General features: G+C 58.2%; 12 protein-coding genes and 2 tRNA genes. 10 read left to right on the top strand and 4 right to left on the bottom strand.

Annotation, left to right across the window (positions count from 1 at the left end; translation table 11 throughout):
- Nucleotides 1-99 precede the first annotated feature (99 nt).
- Nucleotides 100-2,511, top strand: a complete 2,412-nt coding sequence (gene feoB, locus DMP05_RS02080; protein WP_244595007.1) for a ferrous iron transport protein B — start codon at nt 100-102, stop codon at nt 2,509-2,511.
- 120 nt (nt 2,512-2,631) lie between these two features.
- Here the strand turns inward: feoB and DMP05_RS02075 are convergent, their stop codons facing one another.
- Nucleotides 2,632-3,909: an O-acetylhomoserine aminocarboxypropyltransferase/cysteine synthase family protein gene (locus DMP05_RS02075; protein WP_123218944.1), complete on the bottom strand. Its 1,278-nt coding sequence runs from the start codon at nt 3,907-3,909 to the stop codon at nt 2,632-2,634.
- A gap of 352 nt (nt 3,910-4,261) precedes the next feature.
- Here DMP05_RS02075 and metA point away from each other — a divergent pair, with 352 nt between their 5' ends.
- The 4 genes from metA (at nt 4,262) to DMP05_RS02055 (ending at nt 9,275) form a co-directional block, all read left to right on the top strand.
- Nucleotides 4,262-5,176 carry a homoserine O-acetyltransferase MetA gene (gene metA / locus DMP05_RS02070; protein ID WP_123218943.1) on the top strand — a complete coding sequence of 305 codons (915 nt, stop codon included), beginning with the start codon at nt 4,262-4,264 and terminating at the stop codon, nt 5,174-5,176.
- Between the two features lie 292 nt (nt 5,177-5,468).
- Nucleotides 5,469-5,906, top strand: a complete 438-nt coding sequence (locus DMP05_RS02065; protein ID WP_114615122.1) for an acyl-CoA thioesterase — start codon at nt 5,469-5,471, stop codon at nt 5,904-5,906.
- 159 nt (nt 5,907-6,065) lie between these two features.
- On the top strand, nt 6,066-7,391 hold the full coding sequence (locus tag DMP05_RS02060) for a molybdopterin-binding protein (protein WP_123218942.1): 1,326 nt from the start codon (nt 6,066-6,068) through the stop codon (nt 7,389-7,391).
- A 51-nt stretch (nt 7,392-7,442) separates the two neighbouring features.
- A complete protein-coding gene (locus DMP05_RS02055) occupies nt 7,443-9,275 on the top strand; it encodes an ABC-F family ATP-binding cassette domain-containing protein (RefSeq protein ID WP_123218941.1) in 1,833 nt (610 codons plus the stop codon).
- 131 nt (nt 9,276-9,406) lie between these two features.
- Here DMP05_RS02055 and DMP05_RS02050 read toward each other — a convergent pair whose 3' ends face one another.
- Nucleotides 9,407-10,042 (bottom strand): IMPACT family protein, encoded by a 636-nt coding sequence (locus DMP05_RS02050; RefSeq protein ID WP_123218940.1) that lies wholly within the window; start codon nt 10,040-10,042, stop codon nt 9,407-9,409.
- A 152-nt stretch (nt 10,043-10,194) separates the two neighbouring features.
- Between DMP05_RS02050 and trpS the strand changes: the two genes are divergently transcribed.
- Nucleotides 10,195-11,244 (top strand): tryptophan--tRNA ligase, encoded by a 1,050-nt coding sequence (trpS, locus tag DMP05_RS02045; RefSeq protein WP_123218939.1) that lies wholly within the window; start codon nt 10,195-10,197, stop codon nt 11,242-11,244.
- 262 nt (nt 11,245-11,506) lie between these two features.
- Here trpS and dtd read toward each other — a convergent pair whose 3' ends face one another.
- Nucleotides 11,507-11,953, bottom strand: coding sequence for a D-aminoacyl-tRNA deacylase (gene dtd, locus DMP05_RS02040; RefSeq protein ID WP_123218938.1), 447 nt, complete (start codon nt 11,951-11,953; stop codon nt 11,507-11,509).
- A gap of 240 nt (nt 11,954-12,193) precedes the next feature.
- On the opposite strand from dtd, the gene DMP05_RS02035 reads away from it, so the two are divergent.
- The 3 genes from DMP05_RS02035 to DMP05_RS02025 all read left to right on the top strand — a co-directional run bounded on the left by DMP05_RS02035 (nt 12,194) and on the right by DMP05_RS02025 (nt 13,059).
- Nucleotides 12,194-12,847, top strand: coding sequence for an HAD family hydrolase (locus tag DMP05_RS02035; RefSeq protein WP_123218937.1), 654 nt, complete (start codon nt 12,194-12,196; stop codon nt 12,845-12,847).
- Nucleotides 12,848-12,905: 58 nt separating this feature from the next.
- Nucleotides 12,906-12,982: transfer RNA gene (locus DMP05_RS02030), tRNA-Pro, on the top strand.
- Nucleotides 12,983-12,985: 3 nt separating this feature from the next.
- A tRNA-Gly gene (locus tag DMP05_RS02025) sits at nt 12,986-13,059 on the top strand.
- Between the two features lie 178 nt (nt 13,060-13,237).
- Here the strand turns inward: DMP05_RS02025 and DMP05_RS02020 are convergent.
- Nucleotides 13,238-14,155: a MarR family transcriptional regulator gene (locus DMP05_RS02020; RefSeq protein ID WP_123218936.1), complete on the bottom strand. Its 918-nt coding sequence runs from the start codon at nt 14,153-14,155 to the stop codon at nt 13,238-13,240.
- A 673-nt stretch (nt 14,156-14,828) separates the two neighbouring features.
- Between DMP05_RS02020 and nrdD the strand changes: the two genes are divergently transcribed.
- A complete protein-coding gene (gene nrdD / locus DMP05_RS02010; protein ID WP_123218934.1) occupies nt 14,829-17,051 on the top strand; it encodes an anaerobic ribonucleoside-triphosphate reductase in 2,223 nt (740 codons plus the stop codon).
- Nucleotides 17,052-17,139 lie beyond the last annotated feature (88 nt).

Raw genomic sequence — 17,139 nt, 5'->3', positions numbered from 1 at the left:
ATTTTCCGACCCTCTTCACAAACCGCAAGTCACCCTTGCGTTACTCGATTGTCGTGCGTGAAGATACCCTACGTTAATGAAAAACGGGAGATGTTGAACGTGGGCGAGAACGGAAAGGCGAGCATGACGCTCGATGCGCTCGAGGTGGGCGCGTGCGCGATAATCGATGGGGTCAATGGGTCGGGCGAACTGCGGCGCCATTTGCTCGATATGGGGCTAACGCCTGGTGTCGGCGTGCGGTTGCGCAAAGTGGCGCCCATGGGCGACCCGTTGCAAGTTGAGCTGCGCGGCTACGAGCTTACCCTGCGCGTTTCCGATGCCCAACAGGTGGCGATAACGCCCGTCGACGAGCTCCCCGCGCCTTCGTATGGTGCCGCGTCCATTGTGCCGGTGGTTGCCGCCGGGCATCCGGGCATTGGCGAGGCGGGCGCTGCGGGCGACGAGGGCGTTCGCAATGTGGGTGAGCCCATCGCGAAGGGACAACCTATAACGTTCGCCTTGGCGGGCAACCAGAACTGCGGCAAAACTACGCTCTTCAACCAGCTCACGGGCGCGAACCAGCACGTGGGCAATTTCCCGGGTGTGACGGTCGACAAAAAGGAAGGCCAGCTGCGGCGCCATCCCGAGGCGACCGTGGTCGACCTTCCGGGCGTCTATTCGCTGTCGCCGTATTCGAATGAGGAAGTCGTTACGCGCGATTTTCTTATCGACGATGCGCCCACGGCCATTATCAACATCGTTGACGCGACCAATATCGAGCGAAACCTCTATCTTACGCTGCAGCTCATGGAGCTCAATATTCCCATGGTGCTTGCGCTGAACATGATGGACGAGCTTCGCGCCAATGGCGGTTCGGTGCGCATCAACGAACTTGAGGCCGCGCTCGGCATTCCCGTGGTGCCCATTTCCGCGGTAAAGAATGAAGGCATCGACGAGCTCGTCGATCATGCGATGCATGTCGCGCTGAATCGAGAGGTACCCAAACGCGTCGATTTCTGCCCGGCCGACACGGCTGAGGGCGATCCTCTTGGCGAGGTGCACCGTTGCATTCACGCGCTCATGCACGTGCTTGAGCCAGCGGCGCGCAAGGCGGGGCTGCCGCTTCGATTCGCCGCGACGAAAATGGTCGAGGGCGACCCGCTTATCGAGTGCTCGCTCGCGCTGCCTGCTGCGGAAAATGCCGCGTTGAATCAGCTCGTAGACGCGCTCGAACGTGAAGGCGGACTCGATCGCGAGGCCGCGATGGCCAATATGCGGTTCTCGTTCATCGAGCGCCTGTGCGCCACTACGGTAGTGCGCCCGCATGAAAGCCGCGAGCATAAGCGCTCGGTTGCCGCGGACCGCATTCTTACGGGGCGATTCACGGCCATTCCGTGCTTCATTTTGATTATGGCATTCGTATTCCTTATGACATTCAGCTGGCTTGGAGCATTTTTGTCCGATTGGCTCCAGCAGGGCATCGACGTGGCGATTGCCGCGATTGGCGATGCACTTGCGGCGGCCGAGGTGGCGCCCATGTTGTGCTCGCTCGTGACCGATGGTGTGTGCGGTGGCGTGGGCGCTGTTATCGGCTTTCTGCCGACGATTGTCACGCTGTTTTTCTTCCTGTCGATTTTGGAAGACTCGGGCTACATGGCCCGCGTGGCGTTCGTGATGGACAAGCCGCTGCGCCGCCTGGGCCTTTCGGGACGCAGCTTCGTGCCGATGCTTATGGGCTTTGGCTGCTCGGTTCCGGCCATTATGTCGGCGCGCACCCTCTCGAGCGAGCGCGACCGCAAAATGACGATTTTGCTCGTGCCGTTCATGAGCTGCTCGGCAAAGCTGCCGATTTACGGCTTCATCGCGGCCGCGCTGTTCGAGCCCGCCGCGCGCGGGTGGGTAGTGCTGTCGTTGTACCTGCTTGGCATGGTGGTGGGCGTGCTGTATGCGCTCGCGTTGAAGCGGTTGAAATTCCACGGCGAGCCCGTGCCATTCGTGATGGAGCTGCCGAATTATCGCCTTCCGAGCGCGAAGAGCGTGGCGCGCCTTGTGTGGGATAAGGCGAAGGGATTCATTCAGAAGGCGTTCACGGTCGTGTTCATCGCGACGCTCGTCGTGTGGTTCCTGCAAACGTTCGACGCAAGCTTATCTGTGGCGGAATCTCCCGATTCCAGCTTGCTTGCGGCTATCGGCGGCGTGCTTGCGCCTCTGTTCGCGCCGTTGGGCTTTGGCGATTGGCGCGCATCGACGGCTTTGCTCACGGGCTTCATGGCGAAAGAGAGCGTCGTGTCCACGCTCACGGTGCTCCTCGGTGGCGATGTGAGCTTGTTGCCCACGATTTTCACGCCTGCGACGGCATATGCGTTCCTTGTGTTCACGCTGCTGTACACGCCGTGCGTTGCGGCTATCGCCACGGTGAAAAAGGAGACGAATGGTCGCACGGCGGCGAAGCTCGTTGTCGCGCAATGCGCCGTCGCGTGGGTGGCTGCGTTCTGCATCCATGCTGGGTGCTTGGCGTTCGGAATCGTGTAGTAGGGAATCGTTGGCGGTCGCCTTCCGCCCGAGGCGGGCGCGCCTGGGGTCACGGCCGGCTACGCGGCGGGACGCGAAAAGCAAAAGCGCCGTCGGATAATTCCGGCGGCGCTTTCTTCGTTAGATGGTATCGAGGGCTTGGGCGACGTCGGCAATCAAATCGTCGGTCGCTTCAAGGCCGCAGCTCAAACGCACCATATCGGGGCTGATGCCGCACGCCTCGAGCTCGGCATCGTTCATTTGGCGATGCGTGGCATTGGCGGGATGCAGGCAGCACGTGCGGGCGTCGGCCACGTGGGTGGCGATTTGCGCGAGCTTCAGGCTCTTCATGAACTGTTCGGCCGCCGCGCGTCCGCCAGTGAAGCCGAAGCTTACCACGCCGCAGGTGCCATTCGGCATGTATTTCTTCGCCAGGTCGTAATACTTGTCGCCTTCGAGGCCCGGGTAGCTTACGAAGCGGATTTTCGGATGGCTCTTCAAGAATTCCGCCATGGCCAGGCCGTTCTTGCAATGCTGAGGCATGCGTACATGCAGGCTTTCCAGCGAGCTGTTCAGGAAGAACGCCGCTTGCGGGTTCTGCATGGGGCCCAGGTCGCGCATCAGTTGAGCGGTGGCTTTCGTGATGAATGCGCCCTCGAGGCCGAACTTTTCCGCATACGTTACGCCGTGATAGCTTTCGTCGGGTGTGGTAAGGCCGGGGAATTTATCGGCATGCGCCATCCAGTCGAATTTGCCGGCGTCAACAATTGCGCCGCCAAGATAGGCTGCGTGGCCGTCCATGTATTTGGTGGTGGAGTGCGTCACGATGTCGGCGCCCCATTCGATGGGACGGCAATTCGCAGGCGTGGGGAAGGTATTGTCGACCATGAGCGGCACGCCATGCGCATGCGCGGCGTTTGCGAATCGCTCGATGTCGAGTACGGCGAGCGCGGGGTTGGCGATCGTTTCGCCGAACACGAGCTTGGTGTTGGGCTGGAAGGCCGCCTCGAGCTCCTCGTCGGTGCAGTCAGGGGCAACGAACGTGCAGCTCAGGCCCATGCGGCCCATGGTGTGGGCGAGCAGGTTATACGTGCCGCCGTAAATGGCCGAGCTCGCCACCACGTGGTCGCCCATGCCGGCGACATTGAAGATGGCCAAGAAGTTTGCCGCCATGCCAGAGCTTGTGAGCATGGCTGCCGCGCCACCTTCCATTTCGGCGATTTTTGCGGCAACGAGGTCGCATGTGGGGTTTTGCAGGCGGCTGTAAAAATAGCCCGACTCTTCTAGGTCGAAGAGTTTGCCCATGTGCTCCGAGGTGTCATATTTCCAGGTGGTCGACTGGTAAATGGGGATCTGGCGCGGTTCGGCGTCGCCGGGATGGTAACCGCCTTGCACGCATGTAGTACCGAGTTCGGTCATAGCGTTGCCTCCTTCAGGTGTGCCGCCCTTCGACGGCGCATTGTATGGTGCGAAAAAGTATAAACCCCAATGCCCTTAGGTATTAAGTGTTTCTATCGGGTAACGAAAGAACGCATGAATCGCTTGGAAACCTGTGCGGGCGTTGTCGGATCTGCAGCATTGCGGGTTCGTATGGGGCTTTTGTGGCAGCGACCGCCTTCCCCCTTTATTTCTTGCCTGCATGGTCGCTGCCGTTGCTATTTTCTTGCTCGTGATGCCGCTCTGCCTTATTTCCCTGGTTAACATAGCGCTACAATGACAGGCGGTTTAACGAGCGGCTCGTCCGCTTCCCTATATATGTTAGGAGCATGCCATGCCCATTCGAATTCCCGATGCCCTGCCGGCGACTTCTATTTTGGAGGGGGAGAATATCTTCGTCATGACGGAGCATCGCGCGATGCATCAGGATATTCGTCCGCTGCGCGTGCTGCTGCTCAACCTCATGCCCACCAAAATCGTCACTGAAACGCAGATCATGCGTAAACTGTCGAACACTCCGCTGCAAATTGAGGTCGACCTGCTTCGCATTGCGAGCCATAAGTCAAAAAATGTCTCAGCCGATCACCTTGAGACGTTTTATCGCACGTTTGACCAGGTGCGCGATCTTCGCTACGACGGAATGATCATTACGGGAGCCCCCGTTGAGACCCTCGACTTCGAGAGCGTTGACTACTGGCCCGAGCTCGTTGAGATCATGGACTGGAGCCTTACCAATGTTCACAGCGTGCTCCATGTGTGTTGGGGCGCGCAGGCTGCGCTGTACCATCATTACGGCGTGCCCAAGCACAACTTGTCCGAGAAGTGCTTTGGCGTTTTCGAAAATCGCCTGATCAAGCCTTCGTCTCCTCTGGTGCGCGGTTTTAACGATGTTTCCATGATGCCGCACTCGCGCAACTCCGAAACGCGCTATGAGGATATCGTCGCCAATCAGAAGCTCGAGGTTATCTCTTATTCCGACGAATGCGGTGTCTCGATTGCCAAGAGTATTGATTCCAAGCACTTCTTTGTGTTCGGCCACCCTGAATACGATCGCGATACCCTCAAGCTCGAGTACGATCGCGACGTTGCCAAGGGTATCGATATCAAGGTTCCGAAGAACTACTACCCCAATGACGACCCCTCGCAAGATCCCATTGTGAGTTGGCGTGCTGAGGGCCAGCTTATTTACACGAATTGGCTGAACTACTATGTGTATCAGACTACGCCTTACGACTTGGGCACGTTGTAATGTTTGGGACGGCCGGGGGCTGGAGTGCCTTCGGCCGCTTTGCGTAAACGAAACCCGCGAAAAGTGACAAAAGTTGCGAATTCGGGGGCATCGTCTACCTCGTTGGCCGACTGGGGATCCATAAATGCAATGTATATATGGCATATTAGAGCCGTGGGAGCCAATTTTAGGCATTCCAAAGGGCCTATAGGGCCGAAATCGATGCCAGAGTGCTGTTTGACGCCCCCGGATTCGCAACTTTTGTCACTTTTTGGCTCATTCGTTTACGCTGATGCGATTGAAGGGTTGTTTGATGGTTGTTGAAACTGAAATTCCGGTGCGCTATGCCGAAACCGATGCCATGGGCGTGGTGTATCACGCGAATTACCTGCTGTATTTCGAGGTTGCTCGCACCGACTTTCTTGAGAAAATCGGGTATCCCTATGCGCGCATTGAGTCTGAAGGGCTCATGTCTCCTGTGGTTGACGTACATTTGAAGTATGGATCGCCGCTTCGCTACGGCGACACAGCTCTCGTTCGCACGAAAGTGACGAAAGTGACTCCCGTTAAAACCACGTATACCTGTGAGGTTTATCGCAAAGGGCAAGACGTTGAGCATGAAAAGCCCTGCGTGGTCGGGGAAACGGTGCTTACGCTCGTTGATAAGCAAACGTTCAAGCCGGTAAGCCAAAAACGCGAGCTTCCAAGTTTGTATGAAATGTATCAACAGGTGCTTGAGCCTTCGGAATAGTCAAAAAACAATCGGCCCTACGGGGCCGATTTTGTTTTATTCTCTATTGAGGACATTCGATATGGAATAAGGGGCCCGTCGTCTTGAACGGCGAAGGCCCTTCGTCGAAGCTGCTGCCACCTGCGTGCTGGCGGCTTCTCGATTTTGGAAGAGGCGAACATGAGGGATCATTCCAACCATATTGAGCTTGCGCGTGAAGAAGCCGTGCGTCGAATGCTTGAAGCAAGTGGGTTTGCGGGTGTTGTGGGCAACCCAGAGGGGTCGTCTTTGCGCGTCGAGCGGGTTGCAGTTGCCGATGCGGTGGGCCGCGTGCTCGCGCGTGATGTTGCGGCGCAGTTTGACGCTCCGAACGCCCTTACCTGCGCGCTCGATTCCATCGCGGTGCGATACGACGACTTCGAGGGCGGGGAAATGCCGGACACGTCTACTTGGACGCGTGGCGTGAACTGGGAGTTCGCGAATACGGGCGTTGCTATGCCCGAGAGGTTTGACACGGCTATCGTCATTGAGCATGTAAAGGTGTCTCCAGATGAACAGCATGTTGAAATTGATGCGGCGCCCTCGAAGCGTTTCGCGGGCACCCGCCCCGTGGGGTCGCGCATGCATGCGGGCGATGTTTTGGCCCATGCCGGCGAGCAAATCACGCCCGAGGTGGCAGCTCGCATTGCGGGTGGCAACGTCGTGAGCGTGCCCGTTCTTGCGAAACCGCGCGTGGCGTTTATCCCTACGGGCGACGAGCTTCAAATTCCTGGCAGCGCATTTGTCGCACGGGGCAAAAACATCGAGACGAATTCCCTTGTTGTAAAAATGAAAACCGAGGCATGGGGCGGCGAATTCGTGCCGATGCAGGTCGTGTCCGATAGCCCCTCGGCTATCGAGGCTGCGATTCGCGAAGCGTGCGCCGTGGCCGATATCGTCGTGCTCAACGCGGGCTCGTTGAAAGGGTCGGGCGACTGGGCGTGCGAGGTTATGGAGAGCATCGGCACGATGATATGCCACCAAACCAACCATGGCCCTGGACACCATAGCTCCTACGCCATGGTCGATGGCGTGCCTATCGTGGGTATATCGGGCCCGTCGACGGGCGCAGCCGTTACGCTCGGCTTCTATTTGCGGCCGCTTATTCGCGCGGCGCTTTCGCTCAACTCGGCTCCCATCGCCGTGAAGGCGACGCTTGTAGAAGAAATGCCTGCCCCTCGCCGCGGCGGCGCTGCTGATATTCAATCTGAGAAAGAAAAGAAGCCTGCTGGGGAGGGCCGTCCCCCAGAGGCCACGGGTCCGACCGATGTGTTCTTCGGGCTCAAGCCCATGAGCTTGTTGGTTTCTGCCGAGGGTCGGCTGGAAGTGCGCCCAGTGCGTGGCCATTGGGGCACGCCTGCGGCAAATGCCGCGAATGCCCTGTTCATGATGCCGTCGGGAGGCGGGGCGGCGCCTGTGCAGGTTGGCGATCTTCTTGAGGTGGAGATCATCGGCCCGGTGTATTAGCGCCTTTGCGTGCTATCATCGACGGGTTACGCGAAAAGAAAGGACCCATCGGTGGCGTTTCTTATGGGGTGCGAAGGCGCCCATCTCGAATTTCCCGCAAAGCTTGTGCTCGACTATGTAACGCTCGGCGTGCACGAAGGCGATCGCATCGGCATTGTCGGGAAGAACGGCGACGGAAAATCGACGCTGCTTGGCGTGCTCGCCGGGCAAATCGAGCTTGAGGGCGGGCTTGTGCGCCGCACGCGCGGGCTCACCGTCGGCGTGCTCGGCCAAACCGATTCGCTTTCCGACGACGCCACCGTGGGCTATTCGGTGGTGGGCGACGCGCCCGAGTACGAGTGGGCGAGCGACCCTCGCATTCGTGAGATTATCTCTGAGCTCATCGCTGATATCGATTGGAACGCGAAGGTTGGAACGCTTTCGGGCGGCCAGCGACGAAGAGTCGATCTTACGCGCCTGCTTATCGGCGATTACGACGTCATCATGATGGACGAGTCCACCAACCACTTGGACATTCGCGCCATTGCGTGGCTTGCGCGGCATCTCAATAGCCGCTGGCAGCGTAATTCCGGCGCGCTTTTGTGCGTCACGCACGATCGCTGGTTCCTCGACGAGGTATGCACGGGCATGTGGGAAGTGCACGACGGCAAAGTCGAGCCGTTCGAGGGCGGCTATTCCGCCTATGTGCTGCAGCGTGTCGAGCGCGAGCGCATCGAGCGTGTGACTGAGGAGCGCCGCCAAAACCTCATGCGCAAAGAGCTTGCGTGGCTTTCGCGCGGTGCCCGAGCCCGTTCAACCAAGCCGAAATTTCACGTGGCGCTCGCCGAGGAGCTTATCGCTGGCGAGCCTCCTGTGCGCAATACTCTCGAGTTGCGCGCTATGGCCATGCAGCGTTTGGGCAAGCAAGTGGTTGAATTCACGAACGTCACCGAGAAATTCGGCGACAAAACGGTGCTCGACCATATCGACTGGCACGTGGGGCCGGGCGACCGCTACGGCATTCTGGGCGAAAACGGCGCCGGCAAAACCACGCTGCTTTCGGTGCTCGACGGCTCGTTGCGTCCGAGCTCGGGCTTTGTGAAAATCGGCAAAACCGTGAAGTTCGCTGTGCTCTCCCAGCGCCTTGATGAATTGAACGAGCTGGGAAAATATCGCGTGACCGAGGTGCTCTCGCGCCACAAGAGCCGCATTGTGGTCGACGGAAAGGAAACCACGCCCGCCAAGCTGCTCGAACGTCTCGGCTTTTCGTCGAAGCACTTGTATACGCGTATCGAAGATTTGTCGGGCGGTCAAAAGCGCCGTTTGCAGCTGCTGCTCATTCTTCTGGAAGAACCTAATGTGCTCATTCTCGACGAGCCGGGCAACGACCTTGACACCGATATGCTTGCCGTATTGGAGGATTTGCTCGATACATGGGCGGGCACGCTCGTCATGGTGACGCACGATCGCTATTTGATGGAGCGCGTGACCGACGACCAGTTCGCGCTGATCGACGGCCACTTGCGCCATTGCCCGCGCGGTGTGGACGAATACCTCGAGCTCCTCGATGAGCGCGACGCTGTGCGCTCGGGCGGTCGCTCGTTTGCCGAAATCGCTGGTCAGGTTAACAAAGAAGCGCCTGCGTCTGCGGCGGGTGCCGATGAGGCCCCGAAGTATTCGAACCAAGAGCTTCGCGAGATGAAGAAGCGCCTGGCGAGCATCAACCGCAAAATGGGTACCGCGGGCGATAAGGTGAAGGCGAAAGAGGCCGAGATGGCTGCCGCCGACCCGACCGACTTTGTGCGCCTAGGCGAACTGCAGGCCGAACTCAATGACTTGAAGGCCAAAAAAGAAGCCATGGAAGACGAGTGGCTTGAGCTCGCTGAAGCGCTGGGCGTGGAGTAGGCGAAAACGCGATAAGGGCAAGCTTCTGCCGTGCTGGCTGATGGGGCATTTCTGCAAAATGGGATTATGGGACGGGCCGGCTTCATGTCCTGCGAGATTGGCTCGAGAGGGTTTCGCTCAAGGCCGGTTTTTTAAAACATCGCGTCGATGGGGTCGCTGACTTCGACCCGTTCTTGGCCTCGGCACAGCTCGGTGATTTTGTCGAGCAGGGGTTGCTGGGTGCCGTCGAGCATGCGCAGCTTGAGCGTGACCGCTTCGGCGTATTGCGTATCGAGCACTTTTGCGCCGCAGTCGGAGGCGATGCGGAGCATTTGATCGTAGAGCGGGTATTCGATGCGTACGGAAATATCGACGCAGCTCGACACCACGACTTTCGTTGCGGCTTCGATGCCCGCCTGCGTGGCGCCCGTGTAGGCGCGCACAAGCCCGCCCGTGCCCAGGAGCACGCCGCCGAAATAGCGAGTGACCACGCAAATCACATCGGTGAGCCCCGCATGTTGCAGCGCTTCAAGCGTTGGCATGCCGGCGGTTTTCTGTGGCTCGCCGTCGTCTGAGTAGCGCACACGGCCAGCTGCGCCTGCGCCACCCTCGCGGAGCACGTAAGCGTACACATTGTGGCGCGCCATGCGGTTGGCGACGCGAATTTCGTCAAGGAACGCGAGTGCTTCTTCTTCAGTCTCGACATGTGCGAGGCTTGCGATGAAGCGACTCTTCTTCTCTTCGATTTCTGCGACGGCACGTCCGTCAATGGTGGTGTAAGAACTCATGCATGCAACTATACCATGGTGGAGCGGCCCTTGCCGTTTTTGCCAGGGAAAGTCGTGGTACCATAGCAAAGTTCGAGATAGGGTCGCGATGCTTCCAGCGCGCGACTCGCTGATAAATCGTTTTTATTAATCGTGAATAGAAAGGGCCCATTATGGCCAACGAAGGAAGCTACGAAGCGGCATCGAAGCGCAGTGACGAAATTGCCGCAGACCTCGAGGTCCACCCCGAGAAATACACCATGCTCACGGGCGACCGCCCCACGGGCCGCCTGCATTTGGGCCACTATTTCGGCACGCTGAAAGGCCGTGTCGAGCTGCAGGAAAAAGGCTGCCGCACCAATGTGCTCATTGCTGACTACCAGGTTATTACCGACCGCGACACTACCGAGCATATTCAGGACAACGTGTATAACATGGTCATGGATTACTTGGCGTGCGGCCTCGATCCGAACAAGACCATGATTTACTGCCACTCTGCAGTGCCGGCGTGCAACCAGCTCATGCTGCCCTTTCTTTCGCTCGTGAGCGAGGCCGAGCTGCAGCGCAACCCCACGGTGAAGGCCGAGATGGAGGCGTCGGGCCACGAGCTCACGGGCCTTCTGCTCACCTATCCCGTCCATCAGGCATGCGACATTCTGTTTTGCAAGGGCAACGTGGTGCCGGTTGGCCGCGACCAGCTGCCCCACATCGAGCTCACGCGCACCATTGCCCGTCGTTTCAACAACCGCTATGGCAAGGTGTTCCCCGAGGTCGACGCACTGCTCTCTGACGTGCCGCTGCTTCCAGGCCTCGACGGTCGCAAGATGTCAAAGAGCTACGGCAATGCCATTTCCATTTCCATGACGGCCGAAGAAACCGCCAAGCGCATCAAGAAGAGCCAGACCGACTCCGAGCGCATGATCACGTTCGACCCCGAGAATCGTCCTGGCGTGTCGGGCCTGCTTTCTACGGCGGCTATTTGCACTGGTCGTGATGCTGCGGAAATCGCCGAGGAAATCGGCATGGGCGGTTCGGGCCAGCTGAAGAAATACACGACTGAGGCCGTGAATAATTACTTCGAGCCCATTCGCGAGCGCCGTCACCAGTTCGAGGCCGATCTCGATTATGTGAAAGACGTGCTGCATGAGGGCAATCGTCGTGCAAACGAAGTTGCCGAGAAAACGCTTGGTGAAGTGCAAGAAGCCATGGGCATGGTGTACTAGGCGGAAAAAAGCGCCCCGCGTTCGCGTCGAAAATAATTGCGATGCAAGAAAGGAGCCGATTGGCTCCTTTCTTTTTGGGTTGTGGGCGCCATCTGCGCAGCGCGCGTGAATGTGGGCGCCGCCGTTTGGCAGAAGCCGCATGTCCTGGTCGATTCGTTGTTTGACGCTTGTCATTCTGCGTTGTTGCGCAGGCGCTACCTGCATGCTGTGCGCCTTATGCGCTTGTAGCGCGGGTGAGAGGGGCGGCGAGCAAGCTTTTGCTTTACAGCGTATCGGTATCGAGCCAAATGGTGAATGGGCCGTCATTGACGAGCTCGACTTGCATCATTGCGCCGAACGATCCTGTTTCCACGTGGCCCAAATCGCGCGCGACGAGGCTTGCGAAGTACTCGTAAAGGCGATTTGCTTCATCGGGTGCGCCTGCTTCGGTAAACGACGGACGGTTGCCGCGCTTGCAGTTCGCGTAGAGCGTGAATTGGCTCACTACGAGCACTTCGCCGCGCACGTCCGCAAGACTTAGGTTGGTCTTGCCGTTCTCGTCCTCGAAAATGCGCATTTTCGAAATCTTGCTCCACAACTTGTCGGCCTGCGCTTCGGTATCTTCGTGTCCGACGCCGAGCAGAATCAGGAATCCGTCGTTGATGGCGCCAATCGTTTCGCCCTCAACCGTCACGCTTGCGCGCGTGGCGCGCTGTACCAAAGCCCTCATGTCATGCTCCTATCGCGGAAAGCTCGCCACGTACACGCGCGGCGGCGGTGGTTCGTATATGGTGGTGCAATAATACGGCATCGCGCCGGTGCATGCGGCCTTGGGGGGCGCGCGGGCACGGCAATGGTAGAACTGTCGTTGCGAGGCGAAGGGAAGTACATTGGGGTTTCCACGGCGGCGAGGGTCGATTCGTTTGGATACCGATTTAGAAGAAAGCAACGCGATTAGAAAGAAGATACAGTGGCGCTAACCACGATTTTGCTCGACAACGATGGCACGCTTGTCGATACCTACAACATGATTCTCGAAAGTTTCAAACACGCCACGCAAGAAGTGCTGGGAAAGCAGTTTTCCGAGGCGGAATATATGGCGAAGGTTGGCCAGCCTCTCGCGACGCAAATGCTCGACTTCGCGCGCAATGTTGAAGAGCAGCAGCGCTTGCTGAAGGCATATCGTTCCCATAATGAAGCAACGCACGACCAACTCATAAGGGCGTTTCCGGGAATCGTCGACGAATTGGCGGCTCTTCGTGCGGAGGGCTTCGAGATGGGCGTGGTGACCTCGAAAATGCATGCGCTCGCATGGCGTGGGCTTCAGGTGGTTGGGGCGGCTCCGTATCTCGGGTGCCTTATCGGCGCCGACGATTGCGCGAAACATAAGCCCGATCCGGCGCCGATTCTGCTGGGCTGCGAGCGTATGGGCGCGCAGCCCGAGGAATGCGTCTATGTGGGCGATTCCCCGTTTGACATCGCGGCGGGCAATGCTGCCGGCTGCAAGACCCTTGCGGTTACGTGGGGCATGTTCCCCGAGGAAAAACTTGTGGTTGAGAACCCGACAGAAATTATTCACGAGGTGGCTGAATTTTCGGCGGCGATTCAAGCGCTTTCGAATTAAACGAAATTTTCTTGAACATATGCCTCGCTTTGTTATAATAGCCAAGCTGAACGGTCGACGGGACGTGGCGCAGTTTGGTAGCGCGCCTGCTTTGGGAGCAGGATGTCGCAGGTTCGAATCCTGTCGTCCCGACCATATGCGGGTGTGGTTCAATGGTAGAACTGAAGCCTTCCAAGCTTCTAACGCGGGTTCGATTCCCGTCACCCGCTCCATTAAAACGCCAGGTCAGAGCCTTATGTGCTCTGACCTTTTTGTTTGTGCGCCAAATGTGCGCTACGTGGGGACCAAATTGGGACCAAGCTCGGAAAGCTCTCCAATCGCTTCTGCCGACACCCCAATAGGGGCTCTGCATAACTCAGCTTTTCGGCTACGTCTCTTTTCGCTTAGTCCCTAGTCGATCGGTCGCAGGTCGGCAAAACCCACGTTGCGCTCTTCGGCGCGGCGGCGGCGCAAGCCGTCGATAACCACCGATCCCACATCGCCGATGGCTTCCTGGTCGGCTGGCGTGAGTTTGCTCCAAAGAAGCTCCTCTGCGAGCTCGTTTGATTTTTCACTGATAATGCGTTCCTGGAATTCCCCATCTTCGGTGGGCACGACAAAGACGGCCTTGCGATCGCGCTCGCTTCCCATGCGCTTCACCCAGCCGCGTTGCGCGAGCCGGTCGACTGCGCGGGTCACGTTTGCCGTGGGCATTTCGAGCGATTCGCCGATATCGTTGACGCGCAGGGGTCGCGTCGCCTCGCCAAGACGCATCATCACCAGGCAGTCGGAAAGCGGCGCCCCGCAGGTCTCTTTCAGGCCGCGCTCGATAGCTAAGCGCACCAGCTCAATGGAAACGAGCGTGCGCGACGCCGGGTATTTTTCAGCGAAATCGGGAGAGAGCGGCGGGTCGATGTCAGCGCCGGCGGCGATGGACGCCTCCAAAATCTTACGCCAGGCGGCATTATCGGTCGGGAACAGGTCGTAGAGCTCCTCGACAATTGCCGCATTCACGTGTGCCACATGCTCGCCGCCGGCGGAGGTGGCACGGGCGCGGCGAAAGCGTTTGTCGGTCGCGCCGTTTGCGCGCAGGGCGAGCCCGCGTTCTTCAAGCGTGTTGATGGCTTGGGTAACGACATTGGGCTTCAAATCGAGAAGCGCGCTCACGTCTTTCTGCGGCAGGCCGGCAGTTCCCGCCGTGAGCAGTTTCACGAGCACGCGATACTGCGTGATATTGAGCTCGCTCGCCTTTTTCAGCGCGGCGTCGAGCGCCTCGTGGGTGAGTTTGAACGCCACAAAGAACGTCGAATCGAATTTCGGGCGAAGCATGGATCCTTCTTTCGATGCATTAGTTCGTGAGTGCAACTGATTATTTCATAGGTGAACTATACCGCACGAAGGCGATTCGGTGGATATTGGTTGGCAACAAGAAGTTAACATCGCGGATTCGCCGATCGAAACCGGCACCAAGGCGCCTGGGCCCGTTTTGGCGCGGCCCCAATATCTTGTGCATATGGGGAAGAGATGCGTCGATCGGCCTCTGCGACAAAGGCGTGAAACTGGCTATTGCTCGACCTTCCGCTTTCGCGTTGCTTCGAGCGTGGGTGCCTCGCCTTCGCGTGCCGTGCCCGCTCTTTTTGGCCGTATGTGACCCCACCTGCGGCTTTGCTTTGCCCCGCTTTTGCTCGCGTCTCCCACGCACGTTGCGCTCTCAATTTCAAGGCCAATCGCCGAATTCGAGCATGTTTTTTCATTTGTGAGCGGTTTCATTCGAGCCGACCTGCATAAACACGATACTGTGCAGAGTTCAAATAACAATCACAAGATATTGTGGTCTGTTTGAGCTATTATAGAGGCATCGAAACCTGGGTTTTCGCAAGGGAAAACCCAGGCGATGTTGTCTTTAGGGCGGGACGAAGGTCCCGATAATGCGCGCGTATGGGGCATCTGAACGCGCGGTTTGGCAAAGTGGCACATGACGGCGAATTGATTGGGGAATGCGATGAAAATCATCAAGCGCAGCGGTTCGGAAGTAACGTTCGACATTCAGAAAATCGTGAACGCGATCACTGCGGCCAACAACGATGCCGCCCCTCACGAGCGCCTCACGGAAGACCAGATCGCCCTTGCTGCCCACAGCGTTGAATGGCTGTGCGGCCGTGCCGGCCATACCGTGTCGGTCGAGGAAATCCAAGACATGGTCGAGAACCAAATCATGGCGCTTGGCCGTTTCGAGGTAGCGCGCAAATACATCATCTATCGTTATATCCAAACGCTCAAGCGCACATCGAACACGACTGACGACAAAATCCTGTCGCTCATCGAGTGCAACAACGAAGAAGTGAAGCAGGAAAACTCGAACAAGAACCCCACGGTGAATTCTGTGCAGCGCGACTACATGGCCGGCGAGGTTTCCAAAGACATCACTATGCGCCTGTTGCTGCCTGCCGAAGTCGTGGCTGCCCACAACGAAGGCATTATCCACTTCCACGATTCCGACTACTTCGCGCAGCACATGCACAATTGCGACCTCGTGAACCTGGAAGACATGCTGCAGAACGGCACCGTCATCTCCGGCACGCTTATCGAGCGCCCGCATAGCTTCTCTACGGCATGCAACATCGCCACCCAGATTATTGCCCAGGTCGCGAGCTGCCAGTATGGCGGCCAGTCCATCTCGCTTACGCATCTTGCGCCGTTCGTCGAGGTGAGCCGCCAGAAGATTCGCCGCCAGGTGCTCGATGAAGTCAACACGCTGGGCCTTGAGACCTCGTCCGAGAAAATCAACGAAGTGGTCGAAGCTCGCCTGCGCGACGAGATTCGCCGCGGTGTGCAAACGATTCAGTACCAGGTCGTTACGCTCATGACTACCAACGGCCAGGCTCCGTTCGTCACGGTGTTCATGTACCTCAATGAGGCGCGCACTCCCGAAGAGAAGCGCGACTTGGCCATGATTATCGAAGAAGTGCTTCGTCAGCGCTACGAGGGTGTGAAGAACGAGGCGGGCGTCTGGATTACCCCGGCGTTCCCGAAGCTCATCTATGTGCTCGAGGAAGACAACATCACCGAGGACGCTCCGTATTTCTATCTTACGCAGCTGGCCGCGAAGTGCACGGCCAAGCGCATGGTGCCTGACTACATTTCCGAGAAGAAGATGCGCGAGCTGAAGCTTTCCAAGGGCGAGACCGAGGGCAACGGCGATTGCTATACCTGCATGGGCTGCCGCAGCTTCCTTACGCCCGACCGCTCGGGTAACGGCTACGACAATGTGGCCAACGCGGGCAACTACGAGCCGGGCAAGCCGAAGTACTACGGCCGCTTCAACCAGGGCGTCGTCACCATCAACTTGGTCGATGTTGCGTGCTCCTCGCAGGGCGACGAGAAGAAGTTCTGGGAAATCTTCGACGAGCGCCTGGAGCTGTGCCACGAAGCCCTTATGTGCCGCCACAATCGCCTGAAGGGCACCCTTTCCGATGCGGCGCCTATTCTGTGGCAGTACGGCGCATTGGCGCGTCTGTCCAAGGGCGAGCCCATCGACAAGCTACTCTACGGCGGCTATTCCACCATTTCGCTGGGATACGCGGGCCTGTATGAGTGCGTGAAGTACATGACCGGCCACAGCCACACCGAGGCGGAAGGCACACCCTTCGCGCTCGAGGTCATGCAGCACATGAACGACAAGTGCACCGAGTGGAAAGAGGCGAGCAACATCGACTTCTCGCTGTACGGCACGCCGCTCGAATCCACGACGTACAAGTTCGCGAAATGCTTGCAGCGCCGTTTCGGCATTATCGAGGGCATTACCGACAAGGGCTACATCACGAACAGCTACCACGTGCATGTGTCCGAGGAAATCGATGCGTTCGACAAGCTGAAGTTCGAGAGCCAGTTCCAGCGCTTGAGCCCTGGCGGAGCTATCAGCTACGTCGAGGTGCCCAACATGCAAGACAACCTGAAGGCCGTCATTCGCGTGATGCAGTACATCTACGACAACATCATGTATGCCGAGCTGAATACCAAGAGCGATTACTGCCAGGTGTGCGGCTTTGATGGCGAAATCAAGATTGTTGAAGACGATGGCAAGCTCGTGTGGGAATGCCCGCATTGCGGCAACCGCGACCAGGAAAAGCTCAACGTTGCACGTCGCACCTGCGGCTATATTGGAACCCAGTTCTGGAACCAGGGTCGCACCGAAGAAATCCGCGATCGCGTGCTTCATCTGTAGCGCCTCGCCGCTTGAATAGACGAAGGGCCAGCCTCGGGGCTGGCCCTTCTTGCGTATTGCGGGAAATAAGGAGTCGCAGCGAGGGTCG

The organism is Slackia isoflavoniconvertens, from assembly GCF_003725955.1.
Classification (GTDB): domain Bacteria; phylum Actinomycetota; class Coriobacteriia; order Coriobacteriales; family Eggerthellaceae; genus Slackia; species Slackia isoflavoniconvertens.
This window is presented reverse-complemented; position numbering and strand designations above follow the sequence as displayed.

Excerpts from the sequence above, each read along its gene's own strand:
- DMP05_RS02075 (WP_123218944.1), bottom strand. The coding sequence starts at position 3,909 with ATGACCGAACTCGGTACTACATGCGTGCAAGGCGGTTACCATCCCGGC.
- metA (WP_123218943.1), top strand. The coding sequence starts at position 4,262 with ATGCCCATTCGAATTCCCGATGCCCTGCCGGCGACTTCTATTTTGGAG.
- DMP05_RS02065 (WP_114615122.1), top strand. The coding sequence starts at position 5,469 with ATGGTTGTTGAAACTGAAATTCCGGTGCGCTATGCCGAAACCGATGCC.
- DMP05_RS02060 (WP_123218942.1), top strand. The coding sequence starts at position 6,066 with ATGAGGGATCATTCCAACCATATTGAGCTTGCGCGTGAAGAAGCCGTG.
- DMP05_RS02050 (WP_123218940.1), bottom strand. The coding sequence starts at position 10,042 with ATGAGTTCTTACACCACCATTGACGGACGTGCCGTCGCAGAAATCGAA.
- trpS (WP_123218939.1), top strand. The coding sequence starts at position 10,195 with ATGGCCAACGAAGGAAGCTACGAAGCGGCATCGAAGCGCAGTGACGAA.
- dtd (WP_123218938.1), bottom strand. The coding sequence starts at position 11,953 with ATGAGGGCTTTGGTACAGCGCGCCACGCGCGCAAGCGTGACGGTTGAG.
- DMP05_RS02020 (WP_123218936.1), bottom strand. The coding sequence starts at position 14,155 with ATGCTTCGCCCGAAATTCGATTCGACGTTCTTTGTGGCGTTCAAACTC.
- nrdD (WP_123218934.1), top strand. The coding sequence starts at position 14,829 with ATGAAAATCATCAAGCGCAGCGGTTCGGAAGTAACGTTCGACATTCAG.